Here is a 14892-nt window from a genome sequence, read left to right on the forward strand (position 1 = left end):
GAACGCCATGGACTTCAGAATCGATGCGCTACTGCCCGCGACGGCTTCGCAACTGTGGGCGATCTTCTTCGACGTGAAGCGGGTCGCCACGCTCATACCCGGCTGCGAGAACGTCGAGGAGGTGGAGAAACTCAAGGTGTTCTCGGCGGTCATGCGGCAGAAGATCGGACCGTTCAAGCTGGACGTTCCCACCCGCATCGACGTCGAGTCCTACGAGACCGAGCGGCAGGTCCGCCTGAAGGCCGCGGGCAGCGACAAGGCGACCGGCACCTCGATCGACGTCGGCATGGAGGTCAACCTCGAGGAACAGCGCGACGGCGACGAGGTGCTGTGCAAGCTCGACGTCAGCGCCAGCATGCAAGTGGCCGGCCGCCTCGCCTCCCTCGGCTATCCCATCGTGCGGAAACGGTCCGAACAACTCTTCGCCGAATTCGAGGAGCGGCTGCGGGCGGAGCTGGACAACGTGAACGGGGTCCGGCCCGCCGAACCGGCGCCCGGCAGCGGCCGGGAGACGGCCGGCGCGGCAAGGCCGGCCGCCGCCGAACCGCTGGCGCCCACGCCGGCCGCGGCCGCGCAACAACCCCAACCAAGGCAAGCCGAAGCGCCACGGCAAGCGCCGCGACAATCGCCACCGCCGCGCCTTGCACCGGCGGCCGGATCCCGCCGCGGCCGCGAAATCGAACTCGTCTTCCTGTGGCCCAGGCTGGGCATCAACGTCGCCGTGGCCGTCGGCGTCGCCCATGGCGCGGTGGCCTTGGGCCAGTCGCCCTGGTGGTGGCTGGCCGCCCCGCTGCTGGGCGTCGCGGCCAGCCTGGGAAAGCGGGCCGACTGATGCGCGCCAAGAAATTCTTCCTGCACCGGCCGCGCGATCTGGCCGAGGCCATCGCGCTCAAGGCGGAGCACGGCGACGCCGCGACCTTCCACGCGGGCGGGACCGAACTGCTGGTCGCCCTGAAGGCGCACGTCCTGCGATACGAGCACGTGATCGACATCAAGCAGATCCCGGGCCTGAAGGGCGTGCGCGTGAAGGACGACGGCGCCATATCGATCGGTTCGCTGACCACGCACGACAGCATCGCCAACGATCCCATCGTCCGTGCGTCGCTGCCGGGATACGCCGAGCTCAGCGAAAACGTGGCGAACATCCGGGTCCGGATGGCCGGCACGCTGGGCGGCGTACTCTGTTTCGCCGAGCCGCACGCGGACGCGCCGACCATGCTGTGCGCGCTGGACGCCTGGGTCGTCCTGGCTGGCCCGAGCGGGGACCGCGAGCTGCCCTGCCGGGATTTCCACCTGGGTGAATTCGCCACCGCGCGCGGCGACGACGAATTGCTGACGGCGATAGAAATCGCGCCGCAGTCGGCGGGCACGCGGTCCGCCTACCGGGCCTTCGGGCACACGGAAAGGCCGGCCGTCGGCGTCGCCGCGGCCTGGTCGACGGACAACCCGCAACGGCTGAGCCTGTGGGCCGGCGCGATTTCCGCCTGTCCGACCCGGCTGGCGCGCGCCGAGGAGGCCGCCGCCGCGCTCGCCGACGATCTTTCCGCCGAGGCCGTATGGAAGCGCCTGCGGCCCGCGGTCGCCGCGGACGCGGAGGACATCGACGCCCACGACGACCTCCATGGCGGCGCCGACTACAAGCGCCATCTCGTTTCCGTTCTTGCCGAACGCGCCCTGAAGGCCTGCCTGCCATGACCCGGACCGATACCGAATTTCCCATGATGCGCGTGGACTTCAAGGTCAACGGCCAGGCCGCGTCGCTGGACATCGAGCCCTGTGAAATGCTGATCGACGTACTGCGCGACCGGCTGCAACTGAAGGGCACCAAGCGGTCTTGCGACGTGCAGGTCTGCGGCGCCTGCACGGTGCTGGTGGACGGCAATCCCACCTCCAGTTGCACGACCCTCTGCGCCGACGCGCACGAACGCGAGGTCACCACCATCGAGGGCCTGGCGCAAGGCAAGCGGCTGGATCCCCTCCAGCGCGCGTTCATCGCGCACGGCGCCCTGCAATGCGGGTTTTGCACGCCCGGCATGATCCTCGCCGTCAAGGCAATGCTGGCGCGCCATGAGCGGCCCTCCGAGGAAACGGTCCGCCATTACCTGCGCGGCAACATCTGCAGATGCACCGGCTACGTGAAGATCCTCGAAGCCATCATGGATCTCGTCCACAACCCTTCCCATTACCGATAGGAGAACCCATGTCCGACTCCAGCAATACCCCGCCACGCACGCACGCGATCATCGCCGGCGCCGGGATGGGAGGGTTGACCCTGGCGCTGGCCCTTTTGAAAAAGGGCTTCGACGTCGACGTCTACGAACAGTCCCCCGAGCTTCGCGAGGTCGGCGCAGGCCTGTGGATCTCGGCCAACGGCGCGAAGGTCATGGCCGCCCTGGGCCTGAAGGAAAGGCTGGAGGAGATCAACCTGCCGCCGCAGGACAGGCTGATCCGCTACTGGAAGACCGGCGAGGGTAGATCCGTCTACAACCGCGACGGCAACCCGTCGAAGGCCGACCACACGCTGATCCAGGTGCTGCGCTCGGAATTGCAGCGCGTGCTGTATGAAGCCGTCGTGGCGATCAAGCCGGACGCGGTGCACTTCGGCGTGCGCTCGGCCGGCGCCGAAACGGTTGGCGGCCGCGCCCGCCTGCTGCTCGGCGACGGCGGCCATGTGGATGGCGACGTCGTCGTCGGCTGCGACGGCGCGCACTCCCGCGTGCGCCAGTCGATGTTCGGTCCCGCGCCGGCCCGCTACACCGGCGCCCTGGCCTGGCGCGGCCTCACCCCCATGGGCAAGCTCAAGCCGCAGCATCGGGAAGCGCTGGCGTCGACCTGGGTCGGCCCCACCGCCCACGTCACGACCTATCCCGTGCAGAAGAACGGCGAGATGTTTGTCAGTTTCTCGGCGCAGGTCGACAGCGACACGTGGCACACCGAATCGTGGTCGGAGAAAGGAGACCTGGCCGACGCGCTCAAGGATTTCGAGGGCTGGCATTCCGACATCGTCGACCTGTTCGTCGGATCGGAAAACCTCTTCCGCTGGGGATTGTTCGTCCGCGATCCGCTTCAAGCATGGTCCCAGGGCCAGGTGACCCTGGTGGGCGACGCCTGCCATTCCATGACGCCCTATCTCGGCATGGGCGTCAACATGACGATGGAGGACGCCTTCGTGCTCGCCCGCTGCCTGGAACAGGGTCCGGACGACATCGCGGCGGCGCTGCGGCGCTACGACCGCGCGCGCATCGAACGCGCGAACCGCACCAAGGCCGAATCGCTGAAGATGTTCCGCATCTTCCACAGCCCGGCATTGGCCCGGCCCGAGACCGCATGGCCGTACATCGACACGCACTGGTCGGCGCAGGCCGTCCGCGAGCGCTACGACTGGCTGCTGCAATACGACGCGACGACGGTGGAGATCTGACATCATGACCGAGGTAGTGGAAAAACGCGCCCGCCCCTGGGACGGCATCATTCCCGAGCGGGAGCTCGACATATACCGGCGCGCGGGCTGGGGCGCGCCGACCGGCATAGGCCGCCGTCCGGCCTTGCTGGTCATCGACGTGCAATACCGGTCGATGGGCTACGAAGCGATGCCCATCGAGCAGGCCATCGAGGCCATGCCCACGAGCTGCGGCGAATACGGCTGGCGCGCCGTGCCGCACATCGCGCGCTTGCTGCAAGCATTCCGGGACATGGGCGCGCCGGTCCTGTACCCCTACGTCGCCTTCAAGCGATCGCATGACCGCGGCCAATTCGAAGCCAAGGTCCCGGGCGTCATGGACGTGTCGGCTCCCGACTACGAGTTCGTCAAGGAGGTGCGGCCGCGGCAGGGCGACATCCAGATTCCCAAGCACCAGGCCAGCGCCTTCCATGGCACCGCGCTGGCCAGCTATCTGATCGGCCTGGGCGTCGACACCGTGGTGGTGACGGGCTGCACCACCAGCGGATGCGTGAGAGCCACGGTCGTCGACGCATGCGCGCTGAACTACAAGGTGGTCGTTCCGCAGGACGCCGTCTATGACCGGTCCCAGGTTTCGCATGCGGTGAACCTGTTCGACATGGCGAGCAAATACGCGGACGTCATGCCGACGGAGGAACTGGTGGATCTGCTGGGGACTTGCCGTTGAGGGGCAAGGCGGCCCCCGGGTTCGAGGGGGCCGGGCCATGGCAAGCGTGGCCGAGGAAACGAAGGAGACGGCGATAAAGGAGAAAGCGATAAAGGAGAAAGCGGGTTTTCTCTGGGGAAACCCTCGCTGTCCCCTCATAAAACCCGCATCAACGTAAAAAAGCTTTTGATTCCCTGCTCGACGCGCGCCCGCGGAACGCCGTTCCGGCCGTCTCTACTTACAATGTCGGGGCGCCCACTCCCTCCCGCGCCCCCACACCGAGCAGGAGTACCATGGCCTACCGCTTCCCCTCCCCAAGCCCCGTCTGGCTGCTGATCGGCAGCGCGGCGCTGGCGGCCCTCATCGCCGCCGCCTCCATCGCGGAAACCGTGCCGGCGCGCGCCGGCGGCATGGTCGTCACCGGCCCCGGGCCGGTGATTCCCGATCCGCTCAATGAATGCGAGAACACGGTGGGCGACCAGCCCCGCACCGCCCTCGCCCGTTGTCTCAACGACGCGCGGCACACCGCCGACAGGCAGATGCGCGACGCCTATGCGGAAGTCGAGAAAAACCTGCGCGAGATTCATTCCGCCGGCACGCCCAAGGCGGTGTCGACGCTGAAGGAAGCCCAGAAAGCCTTCCTCAAGTTCCGCGAGGCCGAGTGCAAGCGGCAAGGCGCCGCGGCCATGGGCGGCAGCGGCGCGGGCGATATGGAAGCGGCCTGCATCGTCAAGCTGACGCGCTGGCGGACCGGCGTCCTGGCATCCGGTTGAAGCGGGCGGCGGCGGTCGCGTCAGGACCGCCGGCCGCGCGCGCCGGTCAGAACTGCTGGGGACGCCATTTCAACAGGCGCGTTTCGCAGGTGGTGAGGATGTAGTCCACCGCCAGCGCCACCACCGCCAGCACGATCATGGCGGCGAACACGCCGCTGGCGTTGAACGATCCCTGGGCGGAGGAGATCAGCAGGCCTATCCCCTGCTTGGCGCCCAGGAACTCGCCCACCACGGCGCCCACCAGCGCGAAGCCGAAGCTGACGTGCAGGCTGGCGAGAATCCAGCTCATGGCCGAGGGTATGACCACCGACGTGGTGATCTGCCGCGGCGACGCGCCCAGGATCTTGGCGTTGGCGATCATGTAGCGGTCGGCCTCGCGCACGCCCTGGAAGGCGTTGCCGAACACCACGAAGAACACCATCACCACCGCCAGGGCCACCTTGGAAGCCATGCCCAGGCCCAGCGCGATCACGAAGATCGAGCCCAGCACCACGCGGGGAATGGAATTGGCGATCTTGATGTACAGGCTGAAGACGTCGGCCAGCAGCCGGTTGCGGCCCAGGACGATGCCGCAGATCACGCCGCCGACGGCGCCGATGACAAAGCCCAGCAGGGTTTCCTCCAACGTGATCCACACTTGCAGCCACAGCGAACCCTGGGCCGTGCCCTCGCGGAACCAGGTGACCAGTTGCTCGTAGATCGCCGAGGGCTGCGAATAGAAAAAGGGATCGATCCAGCCGCGGCGCGCGCCGATCTCCCAGCCTCCCAGGATCACCACCAGAAACAGGATGCGCAGGCCGACGACCAGCGCATGGCGCGCCCGCATGCGGCCGCGCGCCGCTTCTTCCTCGCGGCTCAGCGCGGCGGCCGACAGCATCTCGTGCCCGGCGGATCCCGACGCGCCGCTGGCCGCGGCGCCGGGTGGATTGCTTATCGTTGACATGACTATCTCTCTCGGCTTGGATACCACGTGCGCACGGCGTTCAGCCGATGTGCACCTCTTCGCGCAGATCGGCCCAGATCTGGCGCGACAGCTCGATGAATTGCGGCTGGTAGCGCACCTCTTCCATGACGCGCGGGCGCGGCAGGTCGATGTCGTAGACCTGCTTGAGCGTGGCCGGCCGCGCCGTCAGCACGAAGACCCGGTCGGCCAGGGCGATGGCCTCCTCCAGGTCGTGCGTGACGAACACCACCGACCCCGACTGCCGGGACCACAGGTCCAGCAGCTCGCCCTGCATCAGCGTGCGCGTCTGCATGTCGAGCGCCGAAAAGGGCTCGTCCATGAGCAGGATCTCGGGCTTGTTGATGAAGGTCTGCGCCAGCGACACGCGCTTGCGCATGCCGCCCGACAACTGGTGCGGATAGTGCTGGCCGAATTTATCCAGCCCCACGCGGGCCAGCCAATCCTGCGCCAGCTCCATCGCCTCCTTGCGCGCCATGCCGCGGAACAAGGGGCCGGCGGCCACGTTGTCGATCACGCTGCGCCAGGGAAAGACGGCGTCGCTCTGGAACACGAAGCCGATGCGCGGGTCGGTGTCGCGCACCTCCTTGCCCATGACCCGCACCGTGCCCAGCGTGGGCTTGATCAAGCCGGTGATCAGGCCCAGCGTGGTGGACTTGCCGCAGCCCGTCGGACCGACCACGGCGACGAATTCGCCGTGGCGGACCTGCATGGAAAAGTCGCGCAAGGCCACGGTGGCCTTGCCGTCCGGCGAGATGAAGCGGATGGAGACGTGGTCCAGCTCGATGGCCGGCACGTCCGCGCCCTTGCCGCCATCGGCCTTGCTGCTACTGCTATGGGTGTCGGCGACGGTCATGTCACTTGACCTGGTCGACGAACTCGTTGGTGTAGGTACGCGACAGGTCGATGGTCTTGCCCTTCAGGTTGGGACTGAAGGCCTGCAGCACCTTCAGGGCCGTCTCGGGGCCGCCCTGGGGCATGCGGCCGTCGGGCGAGAACATGGGGATGGACGCCTTCATGGCCTGCACGTAGAGCGCCTTGTTGCCGCCGTAGTAATCGGTGGGCATCTTGTCGGCGATCTCCTCGGGCGTGTGCGTCTGGATGAAATGCAGGGTGCGCACGAAGGCCTTCGCCAGCTTGGCGGCTTCGTCCTTGTGGGACGCCGCCCAGTCGCTGCGCACGTACAGGCTGGCCGCCGGGTACAGGCCGTCCAGCGCCTGGCGGGTGCCGTCGGCCGTGACCAGGTCGACGATGGGCTTGGCCTCGCCGGTGGACAGCAGTTGCGAAGTGGTCGGCTCGGTGGTCCAGGCGACGTCGATGCGCTTCTGCTTCATGGCCGCGATCAGGGTGCTGCCCGCGCCCACCGGCAGCATGGTGTAGTCGCCGCTGGGATGGCCGCCCTTCAGGGCCAGGTATTGCGCCAGGAAGCTGGACGAGGAGCCCAGGCCGGTGACGCCTATGGTCTTGCCCTTGATGTCGGCGAAGCTCTTGATGGTGCCGGCTTCATCGCTGCGCACCATCATCATGGCGCCGGGCACCAGGCCGAACTGCACGATGGACTTGATTTCCTTGCCCTTGCTTTGCAGGTCGATGGAGTGGTCGTAGTAGCCGACCACCGCCTCGACGGCGCCCGCCACCAACTGGTTCTCGGCGTTGACGCCGGCCTGCTGCGATTGCAGTTCGACGTCCAGCCCTTCGTCCTTGAAGTAGCCGAGATTCTCGGTCAGCTTGGGCGGCAGGTAGATGATCTTGTCGATGCCGCCCACCATGATGGTGATCTTGGAAGCGGCGTGGGCGCCGGCCGATACGGCCAGCGCGGCCACCAGTGCGCCCGCGACGGAGGAATAACGGAACCATGCTCGCATTGTGAGTCTCCAGAATTTTTGTCATTCATGGCCTGACGGTTTCGACGGCCAGGTTTAAGGCCGGTGAAAGGATCGAAATCGCTGCCGACCATGCCGGACCCAATTGTGAGACTCGTAACTTGCGACTGGCTTTCATACAGGGAAAACCCCCGTCCGCGGCGGGCGGCGGGGTTTTACGCCTGCGATGATTCATTTTCTCCGGGCAATGCGGCGCGCGGCTATTTTCCCTGGGTGATGAGGCGCGCGCTGCGCTGGCCGCGCGTGTGTATCCATAGCCAGCTCAGCGCCACGCTCAGGCGGTTGCGCATGCCGATCAGGAAGTAGATGTGGGCGATGCCCCAGATCCACCACGCCAGCGGCCCGCGCAGCTTGATGCGGCCGAAATCGATCACGGCCTTGCGCTTGCCTATGGTCGCCAGGTTGCCGCTGTGCTTGTAGCGGAACGGCCCCGGGGACGGCTCGCCGCGCAGCCGCGCCTTGATGGCCCCGCCCACGTAGCGCCCCTGCTGCTTGGCCGCCGGCGCGATGCCGGGCACCGGCGCGCCGTCCGGCCCGGCGATGCTGACGGTGTCGCCCACCGCGTAGATTTCCGGGTGGCCCGGCACGGTGAGGTCCGGCTCGACCAGCACGCGGCCGGCGCGGTCGGCGTTCGCGCCCAGCCACTCCGCCGCCGGCGAGGCGCGCACGCCCGCGCCCCACAGCACCGTGTCGGCCTCCAGCCGCGTGCCGCCGAAGACCACGCCTTGCGCCGAGCATTCGGACACCGACTGACCCAGCATCACCTCGACGCCGAGTTTTTCCAGCGCCTGCTTGGCGTAGGCTGACAGGGACGGGTCGAAGGCGCTCAGCAGGCGCTGTCCGCCTTCGATCAGCAGCACGCGCGCGCGGCGCGTATCGATGCGGCGGAAATCCGGCGGCAACGTGACGTGCGCCATCTCGGCGATGGTGCCGGCCAGTTCGACGCCGGTGGGTCCGCCGCCGATGACCACGAAGGTCAGCAGCGCGGCCTGGCGGCGCGGATCGGTTTCCCGTTCGGCGTGCTCGAAGGCCAGCAGGATGCGGCGCCGGATCATGGTGGCGTCCTCCAGGGTCTTCAGGCCGGGGGCGTGCGGCATCCAGTCGTCATGGCCGAAATAGGCGTGGCGCGCGCCGGTCGCCAGCACCAGGAAGTCATAGGGCACCCTGGCGCCGTCTTCCAGCAGGACCTCGCGCGCCCCGGTGTCGACGCCGCTGACCGTCGCCAGCAGGGTGCTGACTTCGGGGCGGTCGCGCAGCAGGTAGCGGATGGGCCAGGCGATCTCCGAGGTCGCCAGCGAGGCGGTGGCGACCTGGTAGAGCAAGGGCTGGAACAGGTGGTGGTTGCGCTGGTCGATGAGGGTGATGTCGACGTCCGCGCCCTTCAGGCGGTTGATGGCCTCCAGGCCGCCGAAGCCGCCGCCCACGACGACCACGCGAGGGCGGCCGGCCGCGCCGGATACGGTGGTTGGAGGGGAAGACGCGGAGGGTTGGTCGCTCATGATACGGATTCCTTGATGCAATGGCGGCCGCGCGCCTGAAGAAGCGTGTGGCCGTGAATCGGAAGGATACGCTACAGTTGCTGCACTGCAAAAAAGCCCCACGCCGCACGGCTTGCGCCGCTACGCGGCCCGGCTGGCCTTGCCGGCGCCGCCCAGGCGCTCCGCCACGTAGTCCAGGAAGCAGGCGATGCGCGCGGCAAGCGGCGTGTTGCGATAGTAGACGGCATGGATGGGTTGGCGGACGTCGACGGTGTCCCGCGCCAGCACCTGTACCAGGTCGCCGCGGCGGCGGTCCTCGTGCGACATGAAATCGGCCAGGCAGACCAGCCCCTCGCCGGCCAGCGCCAGGTGGCGCAGCGTCTCCCCGCTGGAAGCCGCCACCTGCGGACGGATATGCAGGCTGTCGCCCAGGGCGTGGCGCAGGGGCCAGTGGTTCAGCGTGTCCGGCTCGGTGAAGCCCAGCAGGCTGTGGCGCGCCAGGTCCTCCGCGCTGCGCGGCTTGCCGCGTTGCGCCAGATAGGCCGGGCTGGCCAGGATGCGCAGCGCGTTGCTGCCCAGCGGGCGCGCGTGCAGCGTCGAGTCGCGCAGGACGCCGATGCGGATGGCGACGTCGGTACGCTGTTCGAGCAGGTCGACGATGCGATCGTTGGATTGCAAGGCGAGTTCGATCTGCGGGTATTGCCGGCGGAACTCGCCGACCAGCGGCACGATGACGTGCAGCATGAAGGGAGACGCGGCGTTCACGCGCAGCAGGCCGGCCGGCTGCTGGCGCCGCAAGGCCATCTGCTCCTCGATGGCCTCGACCGATTCGACCACGCGGCGCGCCTCGCCCAGCAATAGCTGCCCTTCCTCGGTCAAGGCCAGGCGCCGCGTGGTCCGGTGCAGCAGCGTGGTCTCCAGCTTCTGCTCCAGGCGCCCCAGCGTCCGGCTGACGGCCGACACCGTTTGCCCCAGACGATCGGCCGCCGCCGTAATGGAGCCGGCGTCGACGACCGCGATGAAGGTCTGCATTTCGTCCAGGGTGGTCTTCATGGGAAGGATGATACCCGCCCGGCATTGACGTGTTCGAAATCGCCCCGATATAAGAGGACATGACCTCCCTCCCCGCCAAGGCCGACGTGCTGGACGCGCTGTTCCATCCGGCCGTCGCGGCCTGGTTCCACCGCAGCTACGACGCCCCCACGCCTGCTCAGCAGCGCGCGTGGCCCCTGATCCATGCCGGGCGTCCCACGCTGGTGGCGGCGCCGACGGGGTCGGGCAAGACGCTGACCGCCTTCCTGGCCGCCATCGACGAACTGGTGCGCATGGGCCTGGCCGCCGGCGGCGAGCTGCCCGACGCCACGCTGGTGCTCTACGTCTCGCCGCTGAAAGCGCTGTCCAACGATATCCGCGTCAACCTGCAGGCGCCGCTGGCGGGGATCGCCGAGGAACTCGCCGCGCGGGGCCTGCCGGCGCCCGCCATCCGCAGCGCCGTGCGCACCGGCGATACGCCGCAGAAGGAACGCCAGGCCATGCGGCGCCAGCCGCCGCACATCCTGGTCACCACGCCGGAATCGCTGTACGTGCTGCTGGGGTCGGCCGGCGGCCGCGCCATGCTGGCCGGCGTGCGTTCGGTCATCGTCGATGAAATCCACGCGGTGGCCGGCGGCAAGCGCGGCAGCCACCTGGCGCTGAGCCTGGCCCGGCTCGACGCCCTGTGCGCGCGGCCGCCGGTGCGCATCGGCCTGTCCGCCACGCAGAAGCCGCTGGAGGCGGTGGCCCGCTTCCTGGTCGGCCGCAACGCCGACGGCACGGCCGCCGACTGCGCCATCGTCGATATCGGCCATGGCCGCGCCCGCGACCTGGCGCTGGAAATCCCGCCGGTGCCGCTGGAAGCCGTCATGGCCAACGACGTCTGGGATCGGGTCTACGACCGCATGGCGGAACTGGCCGCCGCGCATCGCACCACGCTGGTCTTCGTCAACACGCGGCGCATGGCGGAGCGCGCCGCGCGCCACCTGGCCGAGCGCCTGGGCGCGGACGCGGTGGCGGCCCATCACGGCAGCCTGGCCAAGGAAGCCCGGCTGGACACCGAACAGCGCCTGAAGCGCGGCGCCTTGAAGGTGCTGGTGGCGACCGCGTCGCTGGAACTGGGCATCGATATCGGCGAGGTCGAGCTGGTGTGCCAGGTGGGCTCGCCGCGCGCCATCGCCGCCCTGCTGCAACGCGTGGGCCGCGCCGGCCACCAGGTGGGCGGGATTTCCAAAGGCCGGCTGTTTCCGACTTCGCGCGACGACCTGATCGAATGCGCCGCGCTGCTGGACAGCGTGCGGCGCGGAGAGCTGGACACCCTGCACGTGCCGCGGGCGCCGCTGGACGTGCTGGCCCAGCAGATCGTGGCCGAGGTCTCCAACCAGGAATGGTCCGAAGACGCGCTGTACGCCTTGCTGCGGCGGGCCGAGCCCTATGCGGATCTGCCCCGCGACCGCTACGACGCGGTGCTGCGCATGCTCGCGCAGGGCTATACCGGCCGCCACGGCGTGCGCGGCGCCTACCTGCATCGCGACACGGTCAGCGGCACGGTGCGCGGGCGGCGCGGCAGCCAGTTGACCGCGGTGACCTCGGGCGGGACCATCCCCGACAACGCCGACTACGCCGTGCTGCTCGAACCGCAAGGCCAGCAGATCGGCACCGTCAACGAGGACTTCGCCGTCGAGAGCCTGGCGGGCGACGTGTTCCAGCTAGGCAATACCGCCTATCGCATCCTGCGCATCGAGTCCGGGCGCGTGCGCGTCGAGGATGCGCACGGCATGGCGCCGAACATTCCGTTCTGGCTGGGCGAAGCGCCGGGCCGCAGCGACGAACTGTCGCAGGCGGTGGCGCGGCTGCGCGCGCGGGTCGACGCCGCGCTGCGGTCCATGGCGGGGCGGGCGCCGGACGACGCCCTGCAAGGCGCCATCGACGACCTGTGCGGCGCGACCGGCATCGCCGCCGGCGCGGCGCGCCAGATCGTCGAGTACCTGGCGCGCGCCCGCGCCTCGCTGGGCGCCCTGCCGACCCGCGACGTGCTGGTGATGGAGCGTTTCTTCGATGAATCGGGCGGCATGCAACTGGTGCTGCACGCGCCCTTCGGCAGCCGCATCAACCGGGCCTGGGGCCTGGCCTTGCGCAAGCGTTTCTGCCGCACCTTCAATTTCGAACTGCAGGCCGCCGCCACCGAGGACGCCATCGTGCTGTCGCTGTCCACCAGCCACAGCTTTCCGCTGGACGAGGTCTGGCGCTACCTGCGCGCGGCGACGGCGCGCGACGTGCTGGTGCAGGCCGTGCTGGACGCCCCGCTGTTCAACGCGCGCTGGCGCTGGAACGCCACCACCGCGCTGGCGATTCCCCGCTACAGCGGCGGCCGCAAGCTGGCGCCGCAACTGCTGCGCATGCGCAGCGAGGACCTGCTGGCGTCGGTCTTTCCCGACCAGGCGGCCTGCCTGGAGAACATCGCCGGCGAGCGCGAACTGCCGGACCACCCGCTGGTGGCGCAGACGCTGGACGATTGCCTGAACGAGGCCATGGACTGCGCCGGCTGGCTGGCCGTCCTGCGGCGCATCGAGCAGGGCGGCGTCACCCTGCTCGCGCGCGACCTGCCGGCGCCCTCGCCGCTGGCGATGGAAATCCTCAACGCCAACCCCTATGCCTTCCTGGACGACGCGCCGCTGGAGGAAAGACGCACGCGCGCGGTGCAGGCGCGGCGCTGGTCCGACCCCGCCAGCAACGACGACCTGGGCGCGCTGGATCCGGCGGCCATCGCGGACGTGGCCGCGCAAGCCTGGCCGCGGGTGCGCAACGCGGACGAGGCGCACGAGGCGTTGATGACGCTGGGCTGCGTGACCGCCGACGAAGCGGCCGGGCTCGGCGTGCCGGCCGGCGACGACGATGGCCGGGCGCGGACGGACGCGGGCGCCGCGGATGAAGACGGCGCCGGCGATGACTGGCGCCCCCGGCTGCGCACGCTGGCGCGGTCCGGCCGCGCCGCGCAACTGGTGCTGCCGGATGGCGCGCGTCTGTGGACGGCGCTGGAGCGCCTGCCCTGCCTGCTGGCGGTCTATCCCGACGCCGCCTGCGAGCCGCAACTGGCCCCCGCCGCGGAAGACTGGCGGCGCGAGGACGCCGTCGTCGAGCTGTTGCGCGCGCGCCTGTCCGGCAGCGGCCCGCGCACGCTGGAAGAGATCGCCGCGCCCCTGTCCCTGCCGGCCGCCGACGGCGCCGCCGCGCTGGCCCGGCTGGAGCAGGAAGGCGTGGTGCTGCGCGGCCGCTACACACCGGCGGCCCCGGCGGAACAGTGGTGCGAGCGGCATCTGCTGGCGCGCATCCACCGCCTCACCATCGCCCATCTGCGGCGTGAAATCGAGCCGGTGACGCGCCAGGACTTCATGCGCTTCCTGTGCCATTGGCAGCGGCTGGCGCCGGCCACGCGCGGCCAGGGAGCGGCGGCGCTGGGCGAAGTCCTGGATCAGTTGGAAGGCTATGAAGCCGCGGCCGGCGCCTGGGAGCGCGACCTGCTGCCGGCCCGCGTCGCCGGCTACCAGCCCGCCTGGCTGGACGACCTGGTGCGCGCCGGCCGCCTGGCCTGGCTGCGCATGCCGGGTCCGGCCCGCGGCGCCGTCGCCACGGTGCGGGCCACGCCCATCGTGCTGCTGCCGCGCCGCCAACTGGAGACCTGGCAAACCCTGGGCAAGCCGGCCGATCCGGACACGCTGTCGGCGCGCGCCCGCGACGTCCACGATGCGCTGCGGGGCGAAGGCGCGATGTTCTTCGATGAATTGCTGGGCGCCACCCGCTTGCTGCCGGTGGAGCTGGAAAACGCCCTGGTCGAACTGGTGGCCGCCGGCCTGGCCACGGCGGACAGCTACGACGGCCTGCGCGCCTTGCTGCTGCCGGCGTCGCGGCGCGCGCCCACCGGCGGCCGGCGCCGGCGCGGCGGCGCGCCCCCGCCCGGCCTGGACCAGGCCGGCCGCTGGGCCGTCGTCCGCCGCGCGCCGGTCGCGACCGATGCGGCCGGAACGCATCCTGCCATCGCAGCGGCCTCGGCGGCGACAGGCGCGGCCGTACATGGACAAGGACAAGGACGCACCCCCGCCCGCGATCCGGCGCAACTGGAGCATCTCGCGCGCGTCTTGCTGCGCCGCTACGGCGTGGTGTTCTGGCGCCTGCTGGATCGCGAGGCCGGCTGGCTGCCGCCGTGGCGCGACCTGCTGCCCGTCCTGCATCGGATGGAAGCCCGCGGCGAGATCCGCGGCGGGCGCTTCGTGGCGGGCCTGGCCGGCGAGCAATTCGCCCTGCCCGAGGCCATTCCCGTCCTGCGCGGACTACGCAGGCAGGAGGGCGACGGCGCCTGGATCGCCGTGTCCGCCGTCGATCCCTTGAACCTCTGCGGCACCCTGCTGCCCGGCGAAAAGATTCCCAGCGTGGCCGGCAACCGCATCCTGCTGCGCGACGGCGTGCCCATGGCGGCATGGGTGGCCGGGGAGTTCCGGGAACTCACGCCGCTGACGGCCGACGAGCGGCAGGCCGCCCACGCCGCGCTGGCGGAACGCGGCTGAAGAAACAGAGAAACATTTCGCCGGACGCCCTTGACAAAAACGCCGCGCCCTATATCAGGGTAAATACGGGCAGATCCGGCGCAATTTATCCAGCCCA

The 14892-nt window shown here is 69.6% G+C and carries 12 protein-coding genes; 7 read left to right on the forward strand and 5 right to left on the reverse strand.

What is annotated here, in order from left to right:
* Positions 1–7 precede the first annotated feature (7 nt).
* The 6 genes from CAL29_RS17305 (at position 8) to umoC (ending at position 4879) form a co-directional block, all read left to right on the forward strand.
* Positions 8–832 (forward strand): CoxG family protein, encoded by an 825-nt coding sequence (locus CAL29_RS17305; protein WP_094854327.1) that lies wholly within the window; start codon positions 8–10, stop codon positions 830–832.
* Positions 832–1695, forward strand: coding sequence for an FAD binding domain-containing protein (locus tag CAL29_RS17310; RefSeq protein ID WP_094854328.1), 864 nt, complete (start codon positions 832–834; stop codon positions 1693–1695). The genes CAL29_RS17305 and CAL29_RS17310 overlap by 1 nt, the downstream gene beginning before the upstream one ends.
* On the forward strand, positions 1692–2192 hold the full coding sequence (locus tag CAL29_RS17315) for a (2Fe-2S)-binding protein (RefSeq protein ID WP_256977540.1): 501 nt from the start codon (positions 1692–1694) through the stop codon (positions 2190–2192). The genes CAL29_RS17310 and CAL29_RS17315 overlap by 4 nt, the downstream gene beginning before the upstream one ends.
* A gap of 8 nt (positions 2193–2200) precedes the next feature.
* On the forward strand, positions 2201–3421 hold the full coding sequence (locus CAL29_RS17320) for an FAD-dependent monooxygenase (RefSeq protein WP_179284088.1): 1221 nt from the start codon (positions 2201–2203) through the stop codon (positions 3419–3421).
* A gap of 4 nt (positions 3422–3425) precedes the next feature.
* Positions 3426–4127 carry an isochorismatase family protein gene (locus CAL29_RS17325; RefSeq protein WP_179284089.1) on the forward strand — a complete coding sequence of 234 codons (702 nt, stop codon included), beginning with the start codon at positions 3426–3428 and terminating at the stop codon, positions 4125–4127.
* A 272-nt stretch (positions 4128–4399) separates the two neighbouring features.
* The gene (umoC, locus tag CAL29_RS17330; protein ID WP_094854330.1) at positions 4400–4879 is read left to right on the forward strand and encodes a lysozyme inhibitor LprI family protein; all 480 of its coding nucleotides are present in this window, start codon (positions 4400–4402) and stop codon (positions 4877–4879) included.
* Between the two features lie 46 nt (positions 4880–4925).
* On the opposite strand, the gene CAL29_RS17335 is transcribed toward umoC, so the two are convergent.
* The 5 genes from CAL29_RS17335 to CAL29_RS17355 form a co-directional block, all read right to left on the reverse strand.
* Entirely contained in the window at positions 4926–5756 is an 831-nt protein-coding gene (locus CAL29_RS17335; RefSeq protein WP_094856712.1) for an ABC transporter permease, read from the reverse strand.
* Positions 5757–5862: 106 nt separating this feature from the next.
* Positions 5863–6696: an ABC transporter ATP-binding protein gene (locus tag CAL29_RS17340; RefSeq protein ID WP_094854331.1), complete on the reverse strand. Its 834-nt coding sequence runs from the start codon at positions 6694–6696 to the stop codon at positions 5863–5865.
* Position 6697: 1 nt separating this feature from the next.
* Positions 6698–7705 (reverse strand): ABC transporter substrate-binding protein, encoded by a 1008-nt coding sequence (locus CAL29_RS17345; protein ID WP_094854332.1) that lies wholly within the window; start codon positions 7703–7705, stop codon positions 6698–6700.
* Between the two features lie 218 nt (positions 7706–7923).
* Positions 7924–9222, reverse strand: coding sequence for an NAD(P)/FAD-dependent oxidoreductase (locus CAL29_RS17350; RefSeq protein WP_094854333.1), 1299 nt, complete (start codon positions 9220–9222; stop codon positions 7924–7926).
* Positions 9223–9342: 120 nt separating this feature from the next.
* Positions 9343–10254: a LysR family transcriptional regulator gene (locus CAL29_RS17355; protein ID WP_094854334.1), complete on the reverse strand. Its 912-nt coding sequence runs from the start codon at positions 10252–10254 to the stop codon at positions 9343–9345.
* Positions 10255–10313: 59 nt separating this feature from the next.
* Here CAL29_RS17355 and CAL29_RS17360 point away from each other — a divergent pair, with 59 nt between their 5' ends.
* Complete coding sequence (locus CAL29_RS17360) at positions 10314–14795, forward strand: DEAD/DEAH box helicase (RefSeq protein WP_179284090.1); 4482 nt, start codon at positions 10314–10316, stop codon at positions 14793–14795.
* Positions 14796–14892: the final 97 nt, after the last annotated feature.

The organism is Bordetella genomosp. 10, assembly GCF_002261225.1.
GTDB lineage: Bacteria > Pseudomonadota > Gammaproteobacteria > Burkholderiales > Burkholderiaceae_B > Bordetella_C.